We start from the raw sequence: 24,279 nt of genomic DNA, 5'->3' as shown, positions 1-24,279 counted from the left end.
AAAAGATCCCTATAAACCTATGCGTTAGCGAAGGGGTGGATGCGAAGCAGACGGGGTAGTCTTTAAAAAATCGCAAAGTGTGTAACTTCAGTTATTTAATCGACTGCATCAAATAGCGAATAATTTGATCATCGGCATCAACGGTTGGTGATTGGTAACTCACGGGAATAAGCTTAGGCGCTATCAAATACCCTTCATTAGCAATTTTATGCAAGCTATCAAGATACTTAAGACTGGTTTTGCCAGTAAATAACAGATTAATATCCATCTTTTGATGCACATCAATAATCTCACGCAAGCCACTAAGATATAAGAAGTCTTTACTAAATCCGCCACCACGATAAACGCGTGCAACCAAACGAAAACAGGCATGTGATTCAAGCCCACTGATCGAGCGCAAATAATGATAAGTTTTAGAAAACTGCATATGCTTAATCATATGCTCAACAGCGATAACACGAAGTGCTAATTCATGCAGACGCTTAATCGTGAGGTTTCCAGATAAATACTCACTAAAGATCGCCAATCCTTCTTGTGTATGCATGTTATTTGGCAAGCCTAAACGCAATAATGACAAAGGTTGAGCTTCAGCATTAATGGTTGTTAATGCATGCACGCCAACCTCATGATGAATTAACGCTTGTAGCTCTTTATGATTGAATTTAGCATTTTTATTAATCACAACTTCTTTTTTGCCATTATCAACCATTGCTTTGGCGATAATCTGATCGGAAAGCTTGATTTTGAAATCAATTTGATAACTCTGAATGACTTCTTCAAAGGCATTGATAATCTCATCACCTTCATAACTTGACTTACATGGTTTAGTAATATCAGGTGCATGCAGTAAAAAGTTGGCATTAGCAATATCACGATTACTCGGCTCACCATAGATACGCAAACTATTATAAAAAAACTCATCTTTGCCAACACTTGTTAAAAGATCAACATCTAATGCAATCGAGTCAATTACCTCACAATATAACTGCCTTAACGCAGGAGATTCAACATCATGCAAAGGTAGGTGATAAAGCTTCTCTCTAAATTCAAAAGGATTAATCTTTAACTGGCGATAATGAAATTTTGGTTCGTAATCGCCACGTTTTTGGAAAAACTTCTTCTTCTCGATGTGAAAATTAATCGGGTTAACATAATTAAGCACATCGATCTTACGTGATAATTGAAAAAGTCGTTTATCAAAAGCAAGTAATCCTTTGTCAAGCATGCCTTTGTTTTTTTGGCGTGCTTGACGAGAGGTTTTACTAAATCCTTCCATTGCTTTATATATCGCACTTTGCAAGCCTTGCGCAATTGCCTCAATAACTAAAGGATAATTCTCGCCACTTAACTCATCCATATAGATTTTTTTGACCTCTAAAGGGATAAGTAAGGTGTTTTTAAACTGTGTATGAATAAACTCGGCCTGATAAGCACGCCCATAAAATACCAAATCATGCTCAACAGTCGTTTGAATATTGGGAATATTCATTTCGGTTAACAGTGCTAGGCTAAACTTCTTAAGCGTGTTATGCCATTTACGCTTATTGATAAAATGTGTACCAATGTTAAACACTGGTGTGACTTTATCCCTAATACGTTGATAATTATAACTGTGTACATCGATAATACAGCATTTTTGATATGTGCTTTCAATTACATTCACAAGTGCTGAAAGCACTTCATAATAACTTGCATGCCTAGCGATTAAAGTATTCTTTACTTTATCAGCAAGTGGCGTATGCCACACAGCTTTACCCCAAGCAGTATAATAAATACATGAATCTGGTGTGCGATTGAGATCATAAGCATAACGCGAATCATGGGCAATTAATGTGATGGGCAGTCCAGTAATAAAATGATCGGTAAATGGATCTTCTTCAAAATAGCGCTCAGTTTCCGTCAGTTTACAGTGAGACTTAAGCTTATTACTGAAGTTACTTCCCGCATGGATAGCCGTAGCGATAAATGGGGCATAATCACGAATGGAAATGCTAAATCCACCATGATCAACCGTTGCTTCAAAGCACTCGTGGGCATTTATTCTATCAATAATTTCATTGGTCGTTAGCGTTAGCATCATCAATCACCTTGGTTAATAATTGCTTATGTTTGATCAAATTTTTGCGTGTAACGACAATGTTTTCCAAAAAATCGATGACTTTTTCTTGTAGTTTCACTTTATTCAACATATTAATTCGTGAGATTCCACCGGGACTTTGGACGTTAACCTCGATTAACTTGCCATTGATGACATCAACTCCGACAAAGTACAAACCATCTTCTACCAATTTAGGACCAATAAATTTGCATAATGCTTTTTCTTGTTTGCTTAAGCTATGCTTTTGCACATGCCCACCTGCATGCACGTTTGAGCGAATGTCATCTTTAGCCGGTACGCGTTTCATTGCACCAATTGGCTCACCGTTGAGCATGAGAATCCGTACATCGCCCTCTTCAGCACCATCAACATACTCTTGCAAGATGACATAATTACCTTTGGAGTTTTTATCCCCTATATAAAAATCAAGCAGCGATTTAAAATTAGAAGACGCTTTTTTCTCAACAACGATAACACCCTCTCCACCAAAACCGTTTAGTGGTTTAAGTATCATTTTCTCTCCTGCTTCCTCCTCAAGAACACGTTGTAAATATTCACGGTTTTTTGAGGCGTGTGTTACTGGAATAAAACGATTTTCATGATCATTAAAACCTGCGGTATAAAGCTTATTATTAGCGATTCTAAGCCCATTTAAGCTATTCATAATAAAAGTATCTGAATGAATTGAATCAAGGAAGTTTAATGCCAAATTATCCAACGGTGGATTATCACGCATAAAAATCACATCAAAACCTGATAATGGCAATTGGCAACGTTTAAACTTAGCATTATTGTAAAAGGATACAAAGCTTGAGCTTATCTTTGTCTCTTTGGTAAAAACATCCGCATAAGCCTGTGCAACACTATCACGAATCGTAAGATTACTAGGTGTTGCGATCGCAACTGTATGCCCTCTTTTAACACATTCGTGAATCAAACGCAGTGTTGAATCCATCTTTGGTTCAACACGCTCCCAAGGGTACATAATAAAGCATATTCTCATATGTTTTTCCTATTTGCTTATGCCAATTTGGCAATCCATGCACATCTTAATCACAAATAAGTGTAGTGTAAAATAAAAAATATATCGCGCATGAAGAAGGATATTTGATGGAAATATGATTCCATTGGAGAAATTGAGTTGTTATTCGCTTTCAGCTGGTAGGTTTTTATCAACACTATGAGCGACAGTGCATCCTGCAACTACCGCAGTAAAAGCCGTTGCCAACCAGAATATATAAAAGCTTTCAAATACATAGGACAACACCAAAGCGGCAATGCCAATAATCCATAAAATTAATTTCATTTTAAGAGCTCCTTAGTCTTCTTAATATAACTCATGCGAGCGTTGTTCTACTTCTTGCGCTGTCATCTTAGCATCTCTACCCCACATTTTTTTGTATACAAAGGTTGTGTAGATAAAAATGATTGGCAACATAATCACTGCCACAACCAATATGCCAATTAATGAGGTCAATGAACTACTTGAGTTCCAAAGCACCATGCTTTGCATAGGTTCAATGCTTGATGGCATGATAAATGGAAATAAGCTAAAGCCTAGTGTAAACACCGCACCAAAGCATGCGATAACACTACCTGAAAATGCAAGTAGTGGATTTGATTTTTTAGCAAAGCTCAATACCATTATTGCACCAACAAAGCCTAATACAGGCGCGATTAGCATCCAGATATGATTGCCATAATTACTCCACCAGCCACCTTGTGTGACTGTCACAACGCCACCTGTTAATGGATGATTGATCGCCTGTGAATAGGTGTTTAACTCACTTGCTAGCTGCCAGTGAAAGCCAGGAATAAAGATAAGCCAAATACCGCCGATGGCAAATAGAATAATAAAAAGCCATGCACTTACTTTTTGGATCTTAACAAAACGATCTAATAGCACGCCACTGGTACGCATTGCACAATATGATGCGCCATGCATAATCGACATAACTACGGCAAAAATACCAATTAATAACGCAAATGGTCTTAATAGTCCAATTAATGAAATAAAGGCAGGCTCTTGCACCAGTGCTTTGGTTTCACCATAGTAAAAACGTAAGCTATGTGGGTCAAATTGAAATGGTAAACCTAAGAATAAATTACCAATAGCCACACCAATGATCAAAATAGGAATCAAGCTACCTAAGCACAGCATCCAATCCCAGAAACCTGCCCATTTGGTATTTTCAATTTTATGACGATACTCAAAGGCAACAGGACGTAAAAACAAGCCCCAAAGCACAACCAAAACACCTAAATACATACCTGAGAATGAACCGGCATAGACACGTGGCCAAATCGCAAACAATCCAGCTCCAGCGGTGATTAACCAGACCTGATTACCATCCCATGTTGGTGCAACAATATTGATAATCGCACGTTTTTCATTGTCATTTTTACCGACAAAACGCGCTAAGATGCCGGCACCAAAGTCAAAGCACATTGTTGCAGCTGTCAAGAACATGATAAGACCAACCGCAAGCCAGCTTAATAACTGAATAACACTATATAAATCCATCATTATTGCTTCTCCTTCGTAGTTGCTGATGCTTTATTAAGGACTTTGCTTGGCCCCAAACGCGCAAACTTAAACATCAAATACATTTCAACAGCAAACAATAAGGCGTAGAACAAGCAGAATATTACTAATGTGAATAAAATATCCCAGCCATTGATCATTGACGAGCTTACGGTTGTTGGCAATATATCATACACTGTCCATGGTTGACGTCCATGTTCGGTAACGATCCAACCACATAAGCAAGCAATCCACGGTAATGGGATCATATAAAGCATCGTTCGTAAAACCCAACGCTTCTCCCATAAAGTTTTTCTAAAGAGCAAGATCAAGCCGCCAACCATGACAAGGAACATAAATACGCCAATGCCAACCATTATTCTAAATGTCCAGAATATGGTTGAAACATTTGGTACTGTATCTAAGGCTGCCGCACGAATCTGTTGCGAAGTCGCTTGAGTTAATGGTTCACCAACTGGCAAATAACGCAATAGCAACATGCCATAACCCAGATCTTGATGATATTCATTATAAGTAGCGTAGTCACTTTTCGCTGCCGAGCCATCGCGCATTTTCATCATTGCTTCATATGCCTTGGCACCATTGGCAATGCGTGTCGTAACTGCAGGGATTTCTTTACCTGTTATGACATCAGTATAACCATCAAATAATATGGTGTTGACGCCATAAATTTTCTGATCAAATGAATGGGTTGCTAACAGACCTAATAATTTAGGTACTTGAATTGAAAAGTCATTCTTGCGCTCAGACTGATTAGGGAAAGCAATGACATTAAAATTAGCCGGAGGCGCTTGAGTGCCCCATTCCGCTTCAATTGCAGCAAGCTTCATTGGTTGATATTTATACGCCAGAATACCCTGCTCATCGCCCATTACCATCACCATTAATGAAGCGATTAAACCAAAGCCTAAGCCAACCCCCATTGAACGTTTAGCAAAGGCAACATCACTTTTATTTTTCTTGCGCAGCAAGTAAAAAGCGCTAATACCAATGACAAAAACAGACGATGTTATATAGCCGGCAATTACCGTGTGCGCAAAACCAATTTGCGCTATCGGATTAATAAATAAATCCCACAAATGCGTTGTTTCCATACGCATTGTCTGCCAGACAAATTCGCCACCGGCAGGGACTTGCATAAAGCCATTAGCAACTAGAATTAAAAGTGCAGATAGATTTGAACCAATTGCCAAACAGAATGTCACACATAAGTGCTGTTTCTTAGAGAGCTTGTTCCAACCTAAGAAGAACATACCAACAAAGGTTGACTCAAGCATAAAGGCAACCAAGCCTTCAATCGCTAATGGTGTTCCAAAAATATCACCAACAAATTGTGAGTAATATGCCCAGTTTAAACCGAATGAAAACTCCATTGTTAAACCCGAAAGAACACCTACTGCAAAGTTAATTCCAAGGAGTTTTCCCCAGAATTTGGTCATGTCCTTATAGACTTGTTTGCCAGTGATGACATACATAAGCTCCATCGTGAAAATAATCCACGTAAGCCCCAGTGTCAATGGTACAAAAATAAAGTGAAAGCAGGCGACAAAGGCAAATTGCCAACGCGCAAGCTCCACCGATAATAGACTTGGTATCATTTATACTACCCTTCATATGATTGAACATACACTTTGTATATCACAAAGCATCTTAGCGCCATTGTAGTTTGAGTTATCACCGAGCTAAACTATCAAAGATAAATCAATCGCTTAAGCTTGCTGTTTGTTGACATATATCAAGTTTTTGGCACAATGCCTGATATTTCTTATTAGAATAGTTAAACAAATTCATGGTGATACGCCCAACACATAAATCAACTGATCGCCCTAAAACTTGTCATTTTTGTGATTGCCGTGATTTATGTAGCGCACTTAATATTAATCCGTTTGATGATGACAAAACATTAACCCAAGTGAAGTCCCTTGCAGTTAATGTCAAAAAAGGCGATGCGTTATATACAATCAATCGCAATCTAACTGCCTTTTATAGTGTGCGTGCTGGTAGCTTTAAACTGGTAAATGACCATGAACATATTGTTGATTTTTGTCTGCAAGGTGATGCCTTTGGATTTGATGGTATTGAGGCAAGTACGCATCAATTAAATGCCATTGCTTTAGAGGATAGTACGGTATGTGGCTTTGATTACCATAGTTTTGTACAAGCCATTTCAAATGACACGCTATCTAATTTGGATTTCTTGCAATTAATGAGTAAGAAGTTTAATGCTGCTATACATCTTATTGATGCAACTTGTGAGGCACATATTAAATTAGCACAATTTATTTATCGCTTAAGCACACATCAAAAACGCTGTGGTTATTCCAACATATCCTTTACTTTACCGATGAAGCATTTAGAAATCGCCAACCATCTCAACCTAAGTATTGAAACCGTTTCACGTGCCTTTAAAACATTATCTAAAGATGGAGTTGTTCAGGCTAAGCACAAAGATATTACCATACTTGATATAACAAAACTCAAAGCGCTAATGCCTTAAGCTAGCCCCACAATAACTTTCCACTTAATTCAAAGCAGACGAATTGTCGCAACCAATACTCTATGCTACACTACACGTCATTATGCATAGTTAGCTAGAGTGTTTTTTATGTCTAAAGATATTCAAATCGTCAAAGTGTCCAGTGGACAAAGAATCTGTTGCCCTATTCCTGAACATGCTTCTTGGAATCAGCATCCACGCGTATATATTGATCTACATGACCAAAACGAAGGTGTCTGCCCATATTGTAGTACGCGCTTTGTTGTCGTTAATAATGATCAAACTGTCTCTGATGCATAAATATCTGATTATCGCACCCAGTTGGGTTGGTGATATGGTGATGTCACAATCGCTTTATCGCTTTCTCAAATCACAAGACCCCAATTGCATTATTGATATTGCAGCTCCCAAGCATTGCTGTGAGCTTGCGCAATTCATGCCTGAAATTAATCGAGCTTTTGAGCTTGATTTTCAGCATGGTCAATTTGGCTTTAATGAGCGTAAACAAAAAGCCCTTGAGTTTAAAGGCAAAGATTATACCAATGCAATCGTATTACCTAACTCATGGAAATCGGCATTAATTCCTTTTTTTGCTCGCATTAAAAAACGCACAGGCTGGCATGGCGAGATGCGTTTTGTGCTGCTAAATGATCGCCGTAAACTCGATAAAGCAAAATACCCCTTAATGATTGAGCGTTTTTGTGCATTAGGCATTGCTAAAAAAGAGCGCTTACCCGCAAAACTGCCCTACCCTAAATTTAATATTGATCGTCACTTAGTTGAAGCCACACTGACTAAGTATCGTTTAACCAAAGATAAGCCGATCATTGCGTTGTGCCCAGGAGCTGAGTTTGGTCCTGCTAAAAAATGGCCAAGTGCGTATTATACAGAGCTTGCGCAATATCTTTTGGATCAAAATTATCAAGTGCTTTTATTAGGTGGCGCTAAAGATCAGCAAACCACCTCAGATATTAGTAAAGGTTGTAATCATCATGCGCATTTATTTAATTTAGCCGGAAAAACTACGTTGCCAGAAGCGGTTTATTTATTGGCGAGTTGTCAACGGGTTATTAGTAATGACTCAGGATTAATGCATATTGCTTGCGCGCTTAATATCCCAACGCTTGTTATTTATGGTTCCACTTCTGATAAGTTCACACCACCATTAAACACATTAGCGAAAAGTGTTTATCTTGAGGGGCTTGAGTGTCGTCCTTGCTTTAAACGCGAATGCCCATTAGGGCATATGGATTGCATGAATAAACTGCTACCACAAAGGATTATTGCTGAGCTTGAGAAATTGCCACTAAGCTTGCCAACATCATATTCACATAATCCGGATTACTAGGCACCCCTTCAACTTTATTCATCGCTGCTTTAAATGCTTTTGAACTAATCGCTAATGAGCAACGCTTAAGCGATGGTAATGCATCTTTAATTGCAGGATAAAGTGATTTATCAACACTGCTGATCGTCACTCTTAATTTTGTTAGATCTAAATCTTTATGATCAAAGCTTTTAGGGTCAGCAAGCCACTTATCTAGCCAATACTGTTCAATAAACTTTGACATATCCATTTGTAACTGACTAAACATTAAAGTTGGATAAAGTGGCAAATTTTCTTTATTAGCAATTTTTTGAACATTTTTTAGCACTTGTATCTCACGCGCTGGTGCATAAATACTTGTTTTATCTGAGTATTTATCAGCAGCAACTAATTGCATAACTTCAGCGCGCTTAGCAATTAAATTAAATGCATTGGTGAGTCTGCTGCTATCACAATCAGACGCCTGTGACACGCCGGTTAATACTACTGCCATAAAACATACCTTTGTTACTTTATTGATTATTTTTAACATTATTTCCTTCTCATCATAAAACGCTTAAATCAATGATATTAAGCTATATCGTGTCTTTAGTTTCAATGCTTTTATGCAAAAAAGCATTAATTTATCCAAGTTTTTGCCATTTCATGTGCCACTTCGCGTGTCAATTTAGGAACAAGATAGCCTGAAGTTAACGATTTAAGCTTAGTATGTATTTCCTTGGCTGTTGACTCATCAATATCAAAGTGTGCTGCCCCTTTGACTTTATCAAGCACATGTAAATAATATGGCATGACTCCTGCAGCAAAAAGTGCTTCAGATAAAGCGTTTAATATATGTGCATTATCATTAACACCTTTAAGCAAGGTTGATTGATTAAGTAAAGTAAACTGGGACCGATTCTTAAGTGCCGCCAAAGAAATGATGACATCATCATTAATCTCATTGGCATGATTGGCGTGAATAACCATAATTTTTTGCAAGCGTGTTTCTTTAAACACATTGATTAACTCATCGGTGATTCGCTCGGGCAACACTATCGGAATTCGAGTATGAATACGCAAGCGTTTGATATGCGAAATTGCCTCAATTTGTGCCAAAAACCACGCCAACAGTGCATCATTATGCATAAGTGGATCACCACCAGAGAGGATGATCTCATCAAGCGCTGTGTTTTTACGAATATAGTCAAAAGTATCACGCCACAATGCTTTTGATTGTGTTTGCGCTTGATAATCATACTCCCGACGAAAGCAATAGCGACAATGCACAGCACACGCTGGGTGAAGGATTAATAATGCACGATTTTTATATTTATGTAAAAGCCCTTTTGCCGGATTAAAATCTGCTTCTTGCAAAGGATCATCAACATAATCATTGACCATATCAAACTCTTTTACTAAGGGTAATACTTGTAATAATAATGGGTCATTAATATCCCCCTTTTGCATACGCGACGCAAAGCCTTTAGGGATGCGCATTGGGAATGATTCAAATGTTGGAATATCATAAGATGTAGGATCAATTTCCAAAAATTGCGCCAAATCTTGCCAATGGGTGAAACCTTTTGCCAATGCATTTTTCCAATCTGAATTTTTGCTATGCGCTTTATTCTGTTGCCTGATGTGTTTTTCGTGTATCATGTTCGACGTTTTGAAATAAAGTAGCGCTAATATACTAAAGAGGAAAAAGATGGCAAGTTTTAGTACAAATGAATTTAAAAACGGTTTGAAACTTTTACTAGATGGCAACCCGATGGTGATCGTTGAAAACGAATTTGTGAAGCCAGGTAAAGGTCAAGCATTTAATCGTGTCAAGTTACGCAATCTAAAAAATGGACGTGTTATTGAGAAGACATTTAAGTCAGGTGAATCAGTTGATGCAGCAGATGTTCTAGAAGTAACAGCAAGCTACTCATATTTTGATGGTGAGTTTTATGTGTTCATGCACGATGAAACATTTGAGCAATACAATGTGACCGAAATAGCATTAGCTGATAGCAAGAAATGGATTAAAGAGCAAGATCAATGCGCGGTTACCTTGTTTAATGGTGAGCCAATTAGTGTAACCCCGCCAAACTTTGTACAGCTTAAAATTGTTGAAACAGATCCAGGTTTAAAGGGTGATACGGCAGGTACAGGTGGCAAACCAGCAACACTTGAAACAGGTGCTGTGGTTAAAGTGCCTTTGTTCGTTCAAACTGATGAAGTAATCAAAGTAGATACACGTACGGGTGAGTACGTTTCACGCGCTAAGGACTAAGGTTGTGAGTGACGTGGCACAAACAAAAAGCAATCTTATCTGGCTTGATCTTGAGATGACCGGTCTTGAGATCGATACTTGCCATATTATTGAAATCGCTGCGATTATTACCGATCCAGATTTGAATATCTTGGCTGAATCGCCTGCTATTGCCATTCATCAAAATGAAGACGTCTTAAAAAACATGAATTCATGGTGTATTAAAACGCATGGTGAATCAGGATTAACTGAACGTGTCAGACAAAGCAACATCGGTTTAAATGAAGCAGAGCAATTGATCTTGGACTTTATTAAGCCATATGTTAAAAAAGGTCAATCCCCCTTGTGTGGTAACTCAGTTTGGCAAGATCGCAAATTTTTAGCGAAATATATGCCAACTTTAGAGGATTATTTCCATTATCGCTTGCTTGATGTAAGTTCCTTTAAGATTGCGGCTTCATTCTGGAAACCCACAATTTTGCAACAATTTGACAAGCAAAGCACACATTTGGCTTTAGATGATATTAAAGAGTCCATTGATGAGATGAAGTTTTATCAGGCAAACTTACTAAATCTAGATATTTCTTAAGACTCTCTAACAAAAAAGTTGGCTGAGCGAAGTCGAAGCCATTTGATCTTAATGCTAATTCAGTTAATACACCTACTTTTGGACATAGCATATCAAATCATAAGCTAGCGATTGCCTACGACATATTGTTTTGTTAACACAACTTTTTCTTTAAAATATAAATTAAGCTCAAAGACATCATTGAGTTTAATTTCACCAACACCTTCAGGTGTGCCTGTCATAACAATATCGTGATCATTTAAGCTGAAATACGTCTGAATATATTGAACTAAAAACTCTGGTTTATGCAGCATATGCTCATATACGCCATGCTGTTTAACACATCCATTGATCATTAATGTAAATGACAAATCAGCTAAATCATTAGTGTTTTCTAAGGGGGTAAAGGCACTAAAAACCGCAGCGCCATCAAATGCTTTGGCTTTTTCCCATGGTAGTCCTTTTTGTTTAAGCTTGCTTTGCAGATTGCGATCGGTTAGATCAAGTCCTAAACCAACGCCTACTATTTTTTGTGATTCTATCAGCAAACATAACTCTGTTTCATAATGCAGTATACGCTTTGGATCAATAGCTAACGTGTTACTGATTGCTGAATTAGGTTTTATAAAAAGCACAGGTTCTTCGGGAGTTTCATTATTAAGCTCTTTGATGTGATTTAAATAATTGCGCCCAACACATACAATTTTTGAAGGACAAATATTTTTACCATTAAAAATAATGCTTTGCATATAATCCACAACACTAGCCTAAGTAAGATAAGACTAACAGTTTTTAAATTCCTATGTAATGACTCATATAAGCAAAATCATAAAATTAACCGATTGAAGGTTTGCTTGAAATACAAATTTTTCTTATGATAGCCGCCGCTTTAAACCGATTAATGGAAACTACATAAACATGTTTAACAAAAGTCTTATGACAAACCTTATTGCACTTATCATCAGTATTTTAGGTGTGCTATTTGCTAATGCTCAACTAAAGGCTGTTGGTTTCTATGCCCTTTCTGGTGCTATCACCAATTGGCTAGCAATTGTAATGCTTTTTGACAAAATTCCCTTTGTCTATGGCTCAGGCGTTATTCCACGCCAATTTGAGGGTTTCAAACGTGCGATTAAAAATATGCTGTTAAAGCAGTTTTTCAAAACTGAATATCTTGAGCGCTTTTTATTAAATACTTTTGCTGATGAGAAAAGCAGCTTTAAAGATACTATTGCCAAAAAGGTTGATTACGATTTGCTATTTGACAGTTTTGTTGAGGCAATTATGGAAAGCCAATTTGGTAGCATGATTGAGTCTTTTCTAGGCGGGAGGGATGCAATTGAGCCCATGCGCGACTCTTTTAAAGCCAAGATGGAAAAGTCAATTATGGCGATGCTAAGTAACGCTGATGGTAATGGCGAGTTTAAGTTTGATCAATTAAATGCGCATCATATTGCTGAAAAACTTGAGTCTATGATTGATGCGCGACTAGAGGAACTGACACCAAAGATGGTTAAAAATATCATTCAAGAGATGATTAGAAAGCACCTTGGCTGGTTAGTCGTTTGGGGTGGCGTTTTTGGTGCTATTATTGGGCTTATTGCTAGTTTTTTTAATTAATATGTTCTTGACACAATTTCTCAGCAATGCCGATATAGTTCGCTGGAGTCATCGCTTTTAGGTTTTCTTTTACTTCATGTGGCAAAGCAAGCCCATCGATAAAAACAGATAAATCATTTAGTGAAATGCGCTTACCACGTGTTAGCTCTTTGAGCTTTTCATATGGTTTTTCAATACCATAGCGACGCATCACCGTTTGCACCGCTTCACCCAATACTTCGACATTATTTTTTAGATCTTCTAAAATAGGCTCGCGATTAAGCTCAAGTTTTTTCATGCCCTTTAGCATTGCCTGATAAGCGATTAAACTATATGCCAAACCAACACCGATATTGCGTAGTACCGTAGAATCCGTCAGATCACGCTGCCAACGTGAAATGGGTAATTTAGCAGATAAATGATTCATTAATGCATTGGCAAGACCTAGATTGCCCTCAGCATTTTCAAAGTCGATTGGGTTGACTTTATGTGGCATGGTTGATGAACCAATCTCACCAGCAATCGTTTTTTGTTTGAAGTAATTTAAAGAAATATAACCCCAAATATCACGGTTAAAGTCGATACAAATAGTATTAATACGACATAAGCAATCAAAGCATTCAGCGACATAGTCATGCGGCTCGATCTGTGTTGTTAATGGGTTATAGCTTAACCCTAAGCTCTTGACAAATGACTTAGCCAGTTTTTGCCAATCAATATCAGGATATGCTGCAATATGCGCATTGAAGTTACCGACCGCACCATTGATTTTACCCAAATATTCAATTTGCGCTAACTGCTTAGTTTGACGTGATAAACGATAAGCGACATTAATAAGCTCTTTGCCAAGCGTTGTCGGTGATGCAGGTTGCCCGTGAGTACGCGACAGCATTGGCTGATCAGCAAAATCATTTGCTAATTTTTGAATAAAGTCTTGAACGTGTTTAACCTCTGGTAATACCACCTTTTCAATTGCATTTTTTAGCATTAAGGCGTAAGAAAGATTATTAATATCCTCAGAGGTGCAGGCAAAATGAATAAATTCGCTGATATTGGCAAGCTCGGCATGCTCTGCAATTTTATCTTTTATAAAATACTCAACGGCTTTGACATCGTGATTGGTTGTTTTTTCAATCTCTTTAACTGCGAGCGCATCCTTCTCACTAAAGTTATCTACAATACCATCTAAGGCATTTAAAGCCTCTGTTGATAGCTTTGGCACTTCATTAATTTCAGGCGTATTCGCAAGATGCTTTAGCCATTTGATTTCAACTAAAGTGCGATAATAAATAAGACCATATTCACTTAAAAAGGGACGTAAACTCGCTGCTTTATCAGCATAACGACCATCGACAGGTGACAAACACAATACGGAATCCATAAGGTTAAGACTCAACATTCAAAAACAAAGGTAGCCAGATTGTAACAAAAACTATTTAGCAGCCTCAAACGCTATTTATAGATTTCTATGATTTTTATATTTTTCAATACCATGCAAGCTTCACTTTGCTTTACTTTGGGCATTAAATCCGCTATTTTCCTTGGCATTGTGACCTAGCCTTTTGTGTTGATTTTATGGCTTATTATATTTATGAAGAGTTTGAAGTGATTCGCGTATTTGGCGCGGACTGTGTGAAGTTCTTACAAGGACAGCTTACCAATGATGTGACATTGCTTAATGCTGATAATCCGATGCAGTTAAACGCGCTATGCAACCAAAAAGGTCGCATTATCGCCCTATTCTTTATGCGTTTTGTTGCTGAAAATGATTTATTAATAGCATTACCAAGAAATTTGGCTGATCAAGCATTACAAGCCCTTAGGAAGTATGCTGTATTTTCTAAAATTAGCTTTGAGACTTCTGATCAACATCAATTAATATATAGTCAAAATGATGATGAAAAAGGCTTTTTGCTGCAACATGCTATTATTGAGATTTCTCAACAGCTTGTTAGCTCATTAAGTTTTGATGAAGTACAAAAAGAAAATATTTGCCAACAATTGCCAATGATTGATATTCATAATAGCGAAGCCTTTCTACCTGCAGAGCTTAATCTTGATCGCTTGGATGTCATTAGCTATCAAAAAGGTTGCTTTATGGGACAAGAAATTGTTGCGCGTATGAAATATCGCGGTAATCTAAAGAAATCCTTGTTAAGCATTGAAACGAATAAGGCACTTCCCCTTGCTGAGAAGCTGCAAAACGTTGACGGAAAAAATATCGCTGATATTGTCAATCAAGTAAATATTAATGATAAAAGCTTTGTGCTTGCTGTTTTTAATCATACCATTGAAAACGCGCCGATTATTTTAGAAGGCGATATCCATGCCAAAATTATTGCTTAAGCTCACATGCGTCAATTAAATCCAGAACAACAACAAGCAGTTGAATATATCAGCGGTCCACTCTTAGTACTTGCGGGTGCAGGAAGTGGTAAAACCAGTGTCATTACTGAGAAAATTGCCTATTTAATCCAAAAATGTCATTACAAGGCACATAGTATCTTAGCGGTGACTTTTACTAATAAAGCAGCCAAAGAGATGAAATCACGTGTGCAATCACGCCTTGAAGGTGAGAACACCAGAGGTTTACGTATTTCAACTTTTCATAATCTTGGGTTAACATTATTACGCAAACATCATGCACTTTTAGGTTATAAAGCCAATTTCACTCTTTTTGATGAGCAAGATGCGATTACATTGATTCATGAGATTGCTTATAGCGCTTTTCAATCAACCAAACAGGCAGCTGCTGAATTTAAACAGCAAATTTCATTATGGAAAAATGCGTTACTGACCCCGACTGATGTCATGCTTACAGGTAATGATCATTTAAAGCAGGCGCATGAAGTATATATTCAATATCAGAAATATCTTAAAGCCTATAATGCGGTAGACTTTGATGATTTGATTTTCATTCCTGTGCAATTACTAAAAAAGCATCCTGAGGTTAAAGAGTATTGGCAGCAACGTTTTCATTATGTACTAATCGATGAATATCAGGACACCAACGAAAGCCAATATAAGTTAATGCAATTATTAGTTTCTCAGCGCCAGCAATTTACCGTGGTCGGTGATGATGATCAGTCGATTTATGCCTGGCGTGGTGCGCGTCCTGAGAATTTATCTCTCTTGCAACAAGATTACCCCAAGCTTAAAGTTGTTAAACTGGAGCAAAATTATCGCTCAAGCGGACGTATTTTGCATGCAGCGAATACATTAATTGATAACAACCCTCACTTATTTACCAAAAAACTTTGGTCAGCCCATCATTATGGTGAACCAATTCGTGTACTGGTAACCAAAAGTGAAGAAGATGAAGCGCAACGCATTGCCAGTGAAATCATGACACACAAAGTCAATAATAATACGCATTTTAAAGACTATGCTGTGCTTATTCGTGGCAATCATCAATCATTTTTGATTGAGCGCTATTTTCAGCTATATAAGATTCCTTATGCTATTAGTGGTGGCAGTTCATTTTTTGCTAAAGCCGAGATTAAAGATGCTTTGGCCTACTTTAAATTGCTTGTGAATGATCAAGATGACTGTGCATTTTTACGTGTGATAAACACCCCAAGGCGTGAAATTGGTCCATCAACGCTTGAAAAGCTCGGTGAATATGCAACATCGCGACATATCTCATTATTCAATGCAATCGATGAAATGGGTTTAACACAAGTATTAAAACCTATTGCGATTGAAAAGCTGAAAGTCTTTAAACAATTTATTTATGACTATCAACGTAAAATCAAGGATGTACATCATTTAGCAACGCATTTGATCCATATGATGGAAGCAATCAATTACCATACTTGGCTTGTTGATAATACGAATTCATTGGCACAAGCAGAAAAGCGCTATAAAAACGTATTGGATTTAATTGGTTGGATTTGTGAGAAAAAAGAAAATAACAATAATACTGACGATATAGCTGATGTAGACGAAGCAAGAGTAGCTGAAAATGCGGAAAATTTGTCAAACTCAGAGAATCAGTCCGTAGAGATAAATTTTGCAGAAACGATCAATCGTATGTTGCTATTAGACATTATTGATAGTGAACAAGAGCAAAAAGAAGATGAAAAAGTCCAAATCCTCACAGTGCATGCCTCAAAAGGTCTAGAATATCCACATGTTTATGTAATGGGTGTTGAGGAAGGCTTATTACCACATCAACAAAGCATTGATGATGATTTTGTTGAAGAAGAGCGACGCTTGGCTTATGTTGCCATCACACGTGCCAAACATACTTTAACGCTTACGCTAACAAAAATGCGCAAAAAATTTGGTGAAACGACACCATCAAAACCCAGTCGTTTTATCGATGAGCTGCCACAAGATGATCTTAGTTGGAGTGGTAAATCAGAAACCACACAAGCCGAAAGAAAGATGCTTGCTAAAAGTAATTTAAGCTTATTAAAGGATCGCTTTAGCTGATTGTTGTAAACAAAAAGGCATCTTCATGAGCTAAATATTTAGCTTTAATTTTAAATGCATTGGTAAACTTATCATCAAGTATTACTTTTTTTGGCTCATCCATTTTTAGCAATCTACCATTATCAATTAAAAGCATTTGATCACAAAATTGAGCTGCTAGATTTAAATCATGCATCACCATAATGACACCCAGATTATGCTGCTTTAATAACTCATCTAAAATCTCAAAAACCAGCGCTTGTTGATAAAGATCTAATCCAGCGGCATGCTCATCCAGTAGCAGCCATTTTTCTTGATGATGATCCCCAGCAATAATTTGCAATACGACACGTGCTAAATGAGCCCGCTGTTTTTGTCCGCCTGAAAGCGTATGAAAAGGCGTGCTCTTTTGTTTAGACAGGCTTAACATTTCATATATTTCATTGATTAGGCGCTCTTTACAATTCAAGTTTACATCATATGAATACAGTCCCATGCTGACAACATCATTAACGGTGTAATCAAATAAAACCCGTGTACTTTGTGCAAGATAAGCAAATCTCTGGGCGCGTTTTTTGGGATTAAATTTGGATGCATCCTCACCATTAAGCAAGATTTCTCCCATAATATTTTTACCAGAAAGTTTAGTCGATATCACGTCTAACAGTGATGTTTTGCCAGCGCCATTGACACCGATAATTGCATATTTTTTACCAGGCTCAAATGACGCGTTCACATCGAAGATTCTGCTATCAATATTAATGTTTATTAATTCAAGCATGCGTCTGCCCCGTACAGCTACCAAGGGCACCACTATAAAGAAAAGCCCTTAATATAGCAATAAAGCATCACTCGCATATCCATGTGTTTCTATATCCAAATATTTATATATGCGTATATTTGGATATATAGATATGTGGATATTTGAAAACACAGATATTTATATATATCTCTATGCATATATTGTTTGACTGCCCTGCCCTCATCGGTAAAAATAGATGTAATTTAAGACGATGAAGGGACATTGTTTATGTCGATATTAAAAAACTTAGGCTCAACTTATCAGACAGAATTATGTTTGAAGGCATTTAAAGCACTGGCTAACCCAGATAGATTTAATATTGCACTATGGTTATTAGAACCTAAAAAGAATTTTTTCTCTGAGAAAATTGATATTGAAAAGGAAGGTGTCACCATTAATATGATTATGCAAAAGTTAGACCTTTCGCAGTCTGTCACCTCACAACATATTCAACAACTTCAAGAAGCTGGCATTATTACATGTGAACGCAAAGCACAATTTAGAATGTGCAAATTAAATAAAACCTACACGCGCCAGATGTTTGAATCAATTGCTGATATGTTTCAGTAATCCGCCCTTTTATTAATATACCGCCCATAAATCATTTTATAGCATTTCTGCCTCTTTTTATTACTGTCTTTAGATGTCTCTTAATATTATTATTTTATTCATCCGATCTAAACAAACAGTTGTTTTTTATTTTTAGCGTGACTGAAATTATATTGATTAAATGATGGTTATCACTCGTAAATATAGCTCTTGCTAGTTTATACTACTGCCCTACTTTTCATAAAGAGACAGAAAAAAATGCAACACTTTGATTTAATTTGTATTGGTGGCGGCAGTGGCGGCATTGCTGCAGGTGTTCAAGCAGCGCGCTTCGGGAAAAAAGTCGCTATTGTTGAAGCAAAAGACCTAGGTGGCACCTGTGTTAATCGTGGATGCGTACCTAAAAAAGCCATGTGGTATGCAGCCAACCTTGCTTCTCGTTTAAAACATGACTATCAAGGCTATGGCTTTGATTTAGATGTTAAAGGCTTTGATTGGCAAATACTTAAAAGCAAACGTGAGACTTATATTTCTAATATTCATCAGTTTTATAATAAGCTCTTTGATAGCCAAAAAATTACCCACTTTAAAGGATGGGGGAAATTCAAAGATAGCAATACTATCATCATTGATAATGAAAATGGTGCCACCGAAATAAGTGCTGATTATATCTATGTTTGTCCAGGTGCTTACCCTTTGATTCCAAATAGTATTCCAGGTGCTGAACATGGTATTACCTCGGATGATTTTTTTGAACTTGAAACACAACCGCAAAAAGCTGTCATCGTTGGTGGTGGATATATTGGTGTTGAGATTGCTGGCGTTTTTCATGAATTAGGTACAGAAACCCATCTTCTGATTCGTCGTGATAAACCACTTAAAGAATTTGATGAAATGTTAAGTGATGAATTACTTAGCAGTATGCAAATGTTAAAGATGGATGTAAGAACCAATACCAATATCACTCAAATGGTTAAGAAATCCAATGAGCTACTTGATATTCATTTAAATAATGGTGATGTGCTTTATGATGTTGATTGTCTCGTTTGGGCAACAGGACGCGCCCCACTTACGGCTAATTTAGGATTGGAAAATACAGATGTTAAACTCAATGACAATGGCACTATTATCGTTGATGAGTACCAAACAACAACAGCTTCTCATATTTTTGCCATTGGTGATGCCACAGGAGCTGCACAGCTAACCCCAGTTGCAATTGCCGCAGGCAGACGCTTATCTAGACGTTTATTTAATGGTGAAAGCAATCTTAAGTTGGATGCACATTTGATTCCTACAGTTGTTTTCTCACATCCAGCAATTGGTACAGTGGGCTTATCTGAAAAAGACGCTAATGATCAGTATGGCAAAGATAATGTCAAAGTTTATCAAAGTAAATTCACCCCGCTTTTTGCTGCGATCTCAGGCTTTAGACTGCCTACTGTGATGAAGCTTATTGTTGCAGGTGCTGATGAAAAAGTGGTAGGTTGTCACTTAATTGGTTTAGATGCAGATGAAATATTACAAGGCTTTGCCGTTGCAATCCAAATGGGTGCCACAAAACAAGACCTTGATAATACCATAGCTATTCATCCAACCAGTGCTGAAGAGCTGGTTACCATGCGTTAATATTACTAAGCGTATTTCTAGAAGGATAAAATATGACAGATGATGTTCGTTTAGACAAATGGTTATGGGCGGCACGTTTTTTCAAAACGCGCCAATTAGCCAAAGATGCTATTGAAGGTGGCAAAGTGCATTACAATGGTGCACGCTCCAAAGTCAGTAAAAAAGTTGAGATTGGTGCAACACTCACCATTCGTCAAGGCTATGCTGAGAAAATTGTAACAGTCATTGACTTATCTGATAAACGAGGGTCAGCAAGTATTGCCCAAACACTTTACAATGAAACTACTGATAGCATTGAAAAACGCGAACACCAAACAATGCTTAGGAAATTAAACAAAGCCACCCTGCCCAACCCAACAAAACCAAATAAAAAAGAGCGTCGTCAAATTATCTCTTTTAAGCATCAGCAAGATAGTGGTGATTAATATTGACAAGCCATACCCATCATAAATCATTTTGCGGTGTTTACATGTTGAAGAAGTTTTTGATATTTTGGGGTGATTTGGTGTGATAGGCATATAGCTGCAATATTTTCTTTAACAATATCCTCATTGGTTACGTTATAACTTAATGAGCTTTTGCTAAAAACACTTTCATCCTTCACATTGCTCTTGTTACTTGCCGCTGAGAAATGCACAGCATCAACGCCAACTTTTTTAAAATGTGGAATATTATCTTTATTAACACCACCACCTGCCATAATCTCGATTTGACCATGATATTTTTGCACCACTTTAGCAATATCATCTAGCCCCATAAACGCTTTCTTTTGGCCACCAGATGTTAAAATGCGATCAATACCCAGATCAATACATATCTGCACACTGCTAAGATAATCAGGCACCATATCAATCGCGCGATGAAAAGTAACCTCTAATTGATAAGACTTAGCAATATCTGTTAAATATTTAGTTGCTGCAATATTAATGTGACTGTTTGCATCAAGCACACCGATAACAACACCATTTGCACCTGATTCATGCATAAGCTTTATCTCTTGAGCCATCATCTTAATTTCAGCTTCGTTATAGCATAAATCCCCCGCACGCGGACGAATCATCGTATGACGATAAGCTGCAGATTTCTCTTTTGCATATTGCACTAAGTAAGGCGCAGGCGTTAAGCCATCAAGACTAAGAGCGCTACAAATCTCCAAACGAGTTATCTCAGGAAACTTTGCTACCACATCAACGGATTCAAGATTATCCAGACAAATTTCAATATTCATGTTTAACTGCCTCCCCCCACTTTTTACTTTTAATACCTATTATTGGTTTTCTTGATGGGCTATTTTCACTATTTGTTCATTTTGTTATTTTTTTATCATGCGCTAAAAGACAAATCATATCACAAGCAACATGAGCCGCAGCAATCGCCGTAATTTCAGCATGATCATAGGCAGGGGCGACTTCAACTACATCAGCACCAATCAAATTTAAACCCGTTAATCCACGCAAAATAGCTAAGCCTTGCGCTGAGCTTAAGCCCCCTGATACCGGAGTGCCTGTGCCTGGTGCAAAAGCTGGATCCAAACAATCAATGTCAAAAGTAATATACGTTGGTCTATCACCGACAATCTGCTTTACACGCTCGATGACTGTTTTAACGCCATGCTCATGAACAAAAGGCGCATCCAGTACATTCATTCCCATAAAGTCTTGATTCCACGTGCGAATACCAATTTGTGCCGAATACTTAGGATCGACAATGCTATTTTTAATCGCTTTATAAAACATTGTGCCATGATTCATGGAATCCTCATCATCATCGCGCCACGTATCACAATGTGCATCAAAATGGATCACTGACAAACCTTTGCCGTATTTTTCAGCCATCGCCTTTAAAATAGGATAGGTAATATAATGATCGCCACCAAAGGTCAATGGAAAGACGTTGTGATCAAGTAAATTTTTGATATGCGCTTGGATAGCATGAGGCGTCGTCATTGGATTATGTGGATCCAAAAAGCAATCACCATAGTCAATCACAGCCAACTCATCAAAGGGATTAAAACCCCATGGAAATGTGGTAAGCTCTGCAAGTTGTACTGATGCTGCGCGTATTGCTCGCGGCCCTAAGCGTGCACCTGAGCGATAGGTAACTGCCAAATCAAAAGGCACACCACTAACAGCAACATCAACATTTGTCAGATCTTTGGTGTAGTTGCGACGCATAAAACTCGTTACCCCACCATAAGTCATCTCAAATTGTGATCCTTTTAGTGCTTTACGCGCAATGGCTGCATCAACTAATTCACTCATTTGTGCTCTTTCCTTTTATTCATTGATTAATTTGTGTGTAAATATGATGAGCCCAAGATAACATTTGCTCATATTGAACCGCTTGATCTTGATAGCGTGAAAATTGCAAACGATAGTAATCCAAGCTGTTATCAATCACATGTAACTCATCAAATAAATGGTGATGATTGATGAGATTAGCGACTGATTCGTCATAGCGTTTGACGATAAACTCAGTAGCAATATCATGCCCTCCTTTTTTCACTCGATGGGCAACACGCTCGATATTTAGCTCAACACACTCCAAGCCCATAAAATAGCATATGGTACGATAACCTTGCTGTTTAGCGCGCAAGATACGATTTAAAATACTCTTACCTGAAAATGTGCTTTCCATACAAGTGTTTAAGCTATTATCAAGTGCAGTTTTATATAAAGTAATCGCTTGCTTTGATGCAAAGATCAATGGATTATCTTTATTTTTTAACATCGCAATACGATTAAGTGCATTAGGATCAATATTCGTTTGGATATTTGATAAATCCAAATAAGCACGTAATGAGCTTTTGCCCGAACCGTTGGCACCCAACAAAAAAATGGCAATAGGTGCATTATCAGAACTGGCCTGAATGGATTGCATTACAAAATGGTTAATCGTTGTATTCATTGCATGTACTTTTTTACTTTCTTATTTTTTAGTGATTAGATGTAATCCGTGTCTGATTGGCAATATTAAATTATCTACTTCTTGATGACTACAAATATATTGATTAAAATCATCTAATGCCTTAGCGCGTTTATCCACAGGATCAAGCACCTCACCTCGCCATAACACATCATCGACAATGATCATGCCCTTCGCACTTAACTTTGGCAGTAGCAAATCGAAATAGCATCGTGTTTGCATTTTATCGGCATCAATAAAAGCAAAATCAATATCATCAGGAAGCTTGTTTATCGCATCAATGCCCTCTTGAATAAGCATTTTAACTTTGTAACCAACACTACTTTCGTCAATATACTTACAAGCTAACTCATGCCCTGATTGATGTGCGCGATCAATCGTATATATTATTGCATCATCAGCAGTTGCTTCCGCCATTGCTAATGCAGACAACCCACTAAAGGTGCCTAAATCAACGCATATTTTTGGATTTTGCATTTTGATAAAAAATTGTAAAAGCTTAGTGACAATCGTTTCTGATAACATCTGCGCGCCATGTACTGAGCGTTCAGTGTCCGCCTTTAATGCTTGTAAAAGTAGAGAGTTTGGCTTGGTATGGTCAAGGCAATACTGCCAAATAGTTTGTTCTGTAAATTGGTTTTGTTTCATGTAATGATCTCCCAGTAACCACCTTTGGCTGAACCAATCCGCTTGATAACACCTTGCTTTTTAAGACGGCTGATTATTTTCTCCACACCTGAGGTGCTTAACCCTGTTTCTTCTGCGATAGCTACTATGCTTATCTTATTGCTATATGAAATCAATGCCAAAACTTTTGTAGAAGTTTAGACCCGACCTGGCAGTTGCCTATTTTTCAAACGCAGTTTTTGTCAGATATGATTGAGCATTTCAACCTTCTCTTTCCAGTGATTTTTCCCATCAATAAATGTAGCAATTGGTGTTCTACCGCAGCACATTTTTCCTTGATGGGTTCTTTGATGATTGTAGTAATAAACCCAATCATCTAAGTCTTTTTGCAATTCGTCAAGTGTTGTGTAAATCTTCTCTCTGTACACGAAGAAAAATTTGCAAATTGCTGCTTGAAGCGT

At 37.5% G+C, this 24,279-nt stretch carries 26 protein-coding genes and 1 pseudogene; 11 read left to right on the top strand and 16 right to left on the bottom strand.

The genetic code is table 11. The features are described 5' to 3' along the window. Nucleotides 1-91: 91 nt before the first annotated feature. The 5 genes from ACY10D_RS04970 to ACY10D_RS04950 form a co-directional block, all read right to left on the bottom strand. The gene (locus ACY10D_RS04970) at nt 92-2,080 is read right to left on the bottom strand and encodes a flavohemoglobin expression-modulating QEGLA motif protein (RefSeq protein WP_486999668.1); all 1,989 of its coding nucleotides are present in this window, start codon (nt 2,078-2,080) and stop codon (nt 92-94) included. Then, nucleotides 2,055-3,101, bottom strand: coding sequence for a glutathione synthase (gshB, locus tag ACY10D_RS04965; protein ID WP_486999667.1), 1,047 nt, complete (start codon nt 3,099-3,101; stop codon nt 2,055-2,057). Before gshB ends, ACY10D_RS04970 begins: the two co-directional genes overlap by 26 nt. Nucleotides 3,102-3,242: 141 nt before the next feature. Next, nucleotides 3,243-3,404 carry a hypothetical protein gene (locus tag ACY10D_RS04960; RefSeq protein WP_157968156.1) on the bottom strand — a complete coding sequence of 54 codons (162 nt, stop codon included), beginning with the start codon at nt 3,402-3,404 and terminating at the stop codon, nt 3,243-3,245. Between the two features lie 21 nt (nt 3,405-3,425). Then, nucleotides 3,426-4,625 (bottom strand): cytochrome d ubiquinol oxidase subunit II, encoded by a 1,200-nt coding sequence (gene cydB / locus ACY10D_RS04955; RefSeq protein WP_486999666.1) that lies wholly within the window; start codon nt 4,623-4,625, stop codon nt 3,426-3,428. Then, nucleotides 4,625-6,241, bottom strand: a complete 1,617-nt coding sequence (locus ACY10D_RS04950) for a cytochrome ubiquinol oxidase subunit I (protein WP_486999665.1) — start codon at nt 6,239-6,241, stop codon at nt 4,625-4,627. Before ACY10D_RS04950 ends, cydB begins: the two co-directional genes overlap by 1 nt. Before the next feature lie 191 nt (nt 6,242-6,432). Between ACY10D_RS04950 and ACY10D_RS04945 the strand changes: the two genes are divergently transcribed. The 3 genes from ACY10D_RS04945 (at nt 6,433) to waaF (ending at nt 8,488) form a co-directional block, all read left to right on the top strand. Beyond that, nucleotides 6,433-7,140, top strand: coding sequence for a Crp/Fnr family transcriptional regulator (locus ACY10D_RS04945; RefSeq protein WP_486999664.1), 708 nt, complete (start codon nt 6,433-6,435; stop codon nt 7,138-7,140). A gap of 108 nt (nt 7,141-7,248) precedes the next feature. Then, a complete protein-coding gene (locus ACY10D_RS04940) occupies nt 7,249-7,440 on the top strand; it encodes a zinc-finger domain-containing protein (protein ID WP_486999663.1) in 192 nt (63 codons plus the stop codon). Beyond that, nucleotides 7,433-8,488: a lipopolysaccharide heptosyltransferase II gene (waaF, locus tag ACY10D_RS04935; RefSeq protein ID WP_486999662.1), complete on the top strand. Its 1,056-nt coding sequence runs from the start codon at nt 7,433-7,435 to the stop codon at nt 8,486-8,488. Before ACY10D_RS04940 ends, waaF begins: the two co-directional genes overlap by 8 nt. On the opposite strand, the gene ACY10D_RS04930 is transcribed toward waaF, so the two are convergent. Next, on the bottom strand, nt 8,421-8,960 hold the full coding sequence (locus tag ACY10D_RS04930; protein WP_486999661.1) for a chorismate mutase: 540 nt from the start codon (nt 8,958-8,960) through the stop codon (nt 8,421-8,423). The two genes, waaF and ACY10D_RS04930, sit on opposite strands and share 68 nt — an antisense overlap. Nucleotides 8,961-9,085: 125 nt before the next feature. Next, a complete protein-coding gene (epmB, locus tag ACY10D_RS04925; RefSeq protein WP_486999660.1) occupies nt 9,086-10,108 on the bottom strand; it encodes an EF-P beta-lysylation protein EpmB in 1,023 nt (340 codons plus the stop codon). 49 nt (nt 10,109-10,157) lie between these two features. Here epmB and efp point away from each other — a divergent pair, with 49 nt between their 5' ends. Together efp and orn are read left to right on the top strand one after the other, a co-directional pair. Next, complete coding sequence (gene efp / locus ACY10D_RS04920) at nt 10,158-10,727, top strand: elongation factor P (RefSeq protein ID WP_192485035.1); 570 nt, start codon at nt 10,158-10,160, stop codon at nt 10,725-10,727. Between the two features lie 13 nt (nt 10,728-10,740). Beyond that, a complete protein-coding gene (gene orn / locus ACY10D_RS04915) occupies nt 10,741-11,295 on the top strand; it encodes an oligoribonuclease (RefSeq protein WP_486999659.1) in 555 nt (184 codons plus the stop codon). 104 nt (nt 11,296-11,399) lie between these two features. Here the strand turns inward: orn and ACY10D_RS04910 are convergent, their stop codons facing one another. Continuing rightward, nucleotides 11,400-12,023 (bottom strand): fumarylacetoacetate hydrolase family protein, encoded by a 624-nt coding sequence (locus tag ACY10D_RS04910; RefSeq protein ID WP_486999658.1) that lies wholly within the window; start codon nt 12,021-12,023, stop codon nt 11,400-11,402. Nucleotides 12,024-12,192: 169 nt separating this feature from the next. On the opposite strand from ACY10D_RS04910, the gene ACY10D_RS04905 reads away from it, so the two are divergent. Next, complete coding sequence (locus ACY10D_RS04905) at nt 12,193-12,894, top strand: DUF445 domain-containing protein (RefSeq protein ID WP_486999657.1); 702 nt, start codon at nt 12,193-12,195, stop codon at nt 12,892-12,894. On the opposite strand, the gene purB is transcribed toward ACY10D_RS04905, so the two are convergent. After that, on the bottom strand, nt 12,887-14,254 hold the full coding sequence (gene purB / locus ACY10D_RS04900) for an adenylosuccinate lyase (RefSeq protein WP_486999656.1): 1,368 nt from the start codon (nt 14,252-14,254) through the stop codon (nt 12,887-12,889). The genes ACY10D_RS04905 and purB overlap by 8 nt on opposite strands. Nucleotides 14,255-14,448: 194 nt before the next feature. On the opposite strand from purB, the gene ygfZ reads away from it, so the two are divergent. Both ygfZ and ACY10D_RS04890 read left to right on the top strand, forming a co-directional pair. Next, entirely contained in the window at nt 14,449-15,219 is a 771-nt protein-coding gene (gene ygfZ, locus ACY10D_RS04895; protein WP_486999655.1) for a CAF17-like 4Fe-4S cluster assembly/insertion protein YgfZ, read from the top strand. 6 nt (nt 15,220-15,225) lie between these two features. Further along, entirely contained in the window at nt 15,226-17,310 is a 2,085-nt protein-coding gene (locus ACY10D_RS04890; protein WP_486999654.1) for a UvrD-helicase domain-containing protein, read from the top strand. Here the strand turns inward: ACY10D_RS04890 and ACY10D_RS04885 are convergent. After that, on the bottom strand, nt 17,303-18,070 hold the full coding sequence (locus ACY10D_RS04885; RefSeq protein ID WP_486999653.1) for an ATP-binding cassette domain-containing protein: 768 nt from the start codon (nt 18,068-18,070) through the stop codon (nt 17,303-17,305). The two genes, ACY10D_RS04890 and ACY10D_RS04885, sit on opposite strands and share 8 nt — an antisense overlap. 249 nt (nt 18,071-18,319) lie before the next feature. On the opposite strand from ACY10D_RS04885, the gene ACY10D_RS04880 reads away from it, so the two are divergent. The 3 genes from ACY10D_RS04880 (at nt 18,320) to hslR (ending at nt 20,691) form a co-directional block, all read left to right on the top strand. Further along, nucleotides 18,320-18,661 (top strand): ArsR/SmtB family transcription factor, encoded by a 342-nt coding sequence (locus tag ACY10D_RS04880; protein ID WP_117001272.1) that lies wholly within the window; start codon nt 18,320-18,322, stop codon nt 18,659-18,661. 237 nt (nt 18,662-18,898) lie between these two features. After that, nucleotides 18,899-20,266: a glutathione-disulfide reductase gene (gene gorA / locus ACY10D_RS04875; protein ID WP_486999652.1), complete on the top strand. Its 1,368-nt coding sequence runs from the start codon at nt 18,899-18,901 to the stop codon at nt 20,264-20,266. A gap of 32 nt (nt 20,267-20,298) precedes the next feature. Continuing rightward, nucleotides 20,299-20,691 (top strand): ribosome-associated heat shock protein Hsp15, encoded by a 393-nt coding sequence (gene hslR / locus ACY10D_RS04870; RefSeq protein WP_486999651.1) that lies wholly within the window; start codon nt 20,299-20,301, stop codon nt 20,689-20,691. A 26-nt stretch (nt 20,692-20,717) separates the two neighbouring features. On the opposite strand, the gene ACY10D_RS04865 is transcribed toward hslR, so the two are convergent. The 6 genes and pseudogenes from ACY10D_RS04865 to ACY10D_RS04840 all read right to left on the bottom strand — a co-directional run. Further along, nucleotides 20,718-21,494, bottom strand: a complete 777-nt coding sequence (locus ACY10D_RS04865) for a copper homeostasis protein CutC (RefSeq protein ID WP_486999650.1) — start codon at nt 21,492-21,494, stop codon at nt 20,718-20,720. A gap of 76 nt (nt 21,495-21,570) precedes the next feature. Further along, on the bottom strand, nt 21,571-22,527 hold the full coding sequence (gene speB, locus ACY10D_RS04860; RefSeq protein ID WP_486999649.1) for an agmatinase: 957 nt from the start codon (nt 22,525-22,527) through the stop codon (nt 21,571-21,573). Between the two features lie 19 nt (nt 22,528-22,546). After that, the gene (locus ACY10D_RS04855; RefSeq protein ID WP_486999648.1) at nt 22,547-23,173 is read right to left on the bottom strand and encodes an ATPase; all 627 of its coding nucleotides are present in this window, start codon (nt 23,171-23,173) and stop codon (nt 22,547-22,549) included. 21 nt (nt 23,174-23,194) lie between these two features. Next, entirely contained in the window at nt 23,195-23,839 is a 645-nt protein-coding gene (locus tag ACY10D_RS04850; RefSeq protein WP_486999647.1) for an O-methyltransferase, read from the bottom strand. Beyond that, nucleotides 23,836-24,003: pseudogene (locus ACY10D_RS04845) on the bottom strand (MarR family transcriptional regulator); the annotation flags it as partial. The pseudogene ACY10D_RS04845 and the gene ACY10D_RS04850, both read right to left, overlap by 4 nt. 57 nt (nt 24,004-24,060) lie before the next feature. Continuing rightward, the coding region (locus ACY10D_RS04840; protein WP_486999646.1) for an IS3 family transposase at nt 24,061-24,279 on the bottom strand (219 nt) is incomplete at its 5' end.

The organism is Cysteiniphilum sp., assembly GCF_057495195.1.
Note: the sequence above shows the minus strand (reverse complement) of the source record. Positions and strands in the feature narration are given on the sequence as shown.

What these genes read in the sequence shown, in the direction of transcription:
- ACY10D_RS04970 (WP_486999668.1), bottom strand. Translation starts at nt 2,080, where the DNA reads ATGATGCTAACGCTAACGACCAATGAAATTATTGATAGAATAAATGCC.
- gshB (WP_486999667.1), bottom strand. Translation starts at nt 3,101, where the DNA reads ATGAGAATATGCTTTATTATGTACCCTTGGGAGCGTGTTGAACCAAAG.
- ACY10D_RS04960 (WP_157968156.1), bottom strand. Translation starts at nt 3,404, where the DNA reads ATGAAATTAATTTTATGGATTATTGGCATTGCCGCTTTGGTGTTGTCC.
- cydB (WP_486999666.1), bottom strand. Translation starts at nt 4,625, where the DNA reads ATGATGGATTTATATAGTGTTATTCAGTTATTAAGCTGGCTTGCGGTT.
- ACY10D_RS04950 (WP_486999665.1), bottom strand. Translation starts at nt 6,241, where the DNA reads ATGATACCAAGTCTATTATCGGTGGAGCTTGCGCGTTGGCAATTTGCC.
- ACY10D_RS04945 (WP_486999664.1), top strand. Translation starts at nt 6,433, where the DNA reads ATGGTGATACGCCCAACACATAAATCAACTGATCGCCCTAAAACTTGT.
- ACY10D_RS04940 (WP_486999663.1), top strand. Translation starts at nt 7,249, where the DNA reads ATGTCTAAAGATATTCAAATCGTCAAAGTGTCCAGTGGACAAAGAATC.
- waaF (WP_486999662.1), top strand. Translation starts at nt 7,433, where the DNA reads ATGCATAAATATCTGATTATCGCACCCAGTTGGGTTGGTGATATGGTG.
- ACY10D_RS04930 (WP_486999661.1), bottom strand. Translation starts at nt 8,960, where the DNA reads ATGGCAGTAGTATTAACCGGCGTGTCACAGGCGTCTGATTGTGATAGC.
- epmB (WP_486999660.1), bottom strand. Translation starts at nt 10,108, where the DNA reads ATGATACACGAAAAACACATCAGGCAACAGAATAAAGCGCATAGCAAA.
- efp (WP_192485035.1), top strand. Translation starts at nt 10,158, where the DNA reads ATGGCAAGTTTTAGTACAAATGAATTTAAAAACGGTTTGAAACTTTTA.
- ACY10D_RS04910 (WP_486999658.1), bottom strand. Translation starts at nt 12,023, where the DNA reads ATGCAAAGCATTATTTTTAATGGTAAAAATATTTGTCCTTCAAAAATT.
- ACY10D_RS04905 (WP_486999657.1), top strand. Translation starts at nt 12,193, where the DNA reads ATGTTTAACAAAAGTCTTATGACAAACCTTATTGCACTTATCATCAGT.
- purB (WP_486999656.1), bottom strand. Translation starts at nt 14,254, where the DNA reads ATGGATTCCGTATTGTGTTTGTCACCTGTCGATGGTCGTTATGCTGAT.
- ygfZ (WP_486999655.1), top strand. Translation starts at nt 14,449, where the DNA reads ATGGCTTATTATATTTATGAAGAGTTTGAAGTGATTCGCGTATTTGGC.
- ACY10D_RS04890 (WP_486999654.1), top strand. Translation starts at nt 15,226, where the DNA reads ATGCGTCAATTAAATCCAGAACAACAACAAGCAGTTGAATATATCAGC.
- ACY10D_RS04885 (WP_486999653.1), bottom strand. Translation starts at nt 18,070, where the DNA reads ATGCTTGAATTAATAAACATTAATATTGATAGCAGAATCTTCGATGTG.
- ACY10D_RS04880 (WP_117001272.1), top strand. Translation starts at nt 18,320, where the DNA reads ATGTCGATATTAAAAAACTTAGGCTCAACTTATCAGACAGAATTATGT.
- gorA (WP_486999652.1), top strand. Translation starts at nt 18,899, where the DNA reads ATGCAACACTTTGATTTAATTTGTATTGGTGGCGGCAGTGGCGGCATT.
- hslR (WP_486999651.1), top strand. Translation starts at nt 20,299, where the DNA reads ATGACAGATGATGTTCGTTTAGACAAATGGTTATGGGCGGCACGTTTT.
- ACY10D_RS04865 (WP_486999650.1), bottom strand. Translation starts at nt 21,494, where the DNA reads ATGAATATTGAAATTTGTCTGGATAATCTTGAATCCGTTGATGTGGTA.
- speB (WP_486999649.1), bottom strand. Translation starts at nt 22,527, where the DNA reads ATGAGTGAATTAGTTGATGCAGCCATTGCGCGTAAAGCACTAAAAGGA.
- ACY10D_RS04855 (WP_486999648.1), bottom strand. Translation starts at nt 23,173, where the DNA reads ATGAATACAACGATTAACCATTTTGTAATGCAATCCATTCAGGCCAGT.
- ACY10D_RS04850 (WP_486999647.1), bottom strand. Translation starts at nt 23,839, where the DNA reads ATGAAACAAAACCAATTTACAGAACAAACTATTTGGCAGTATTGCCTT.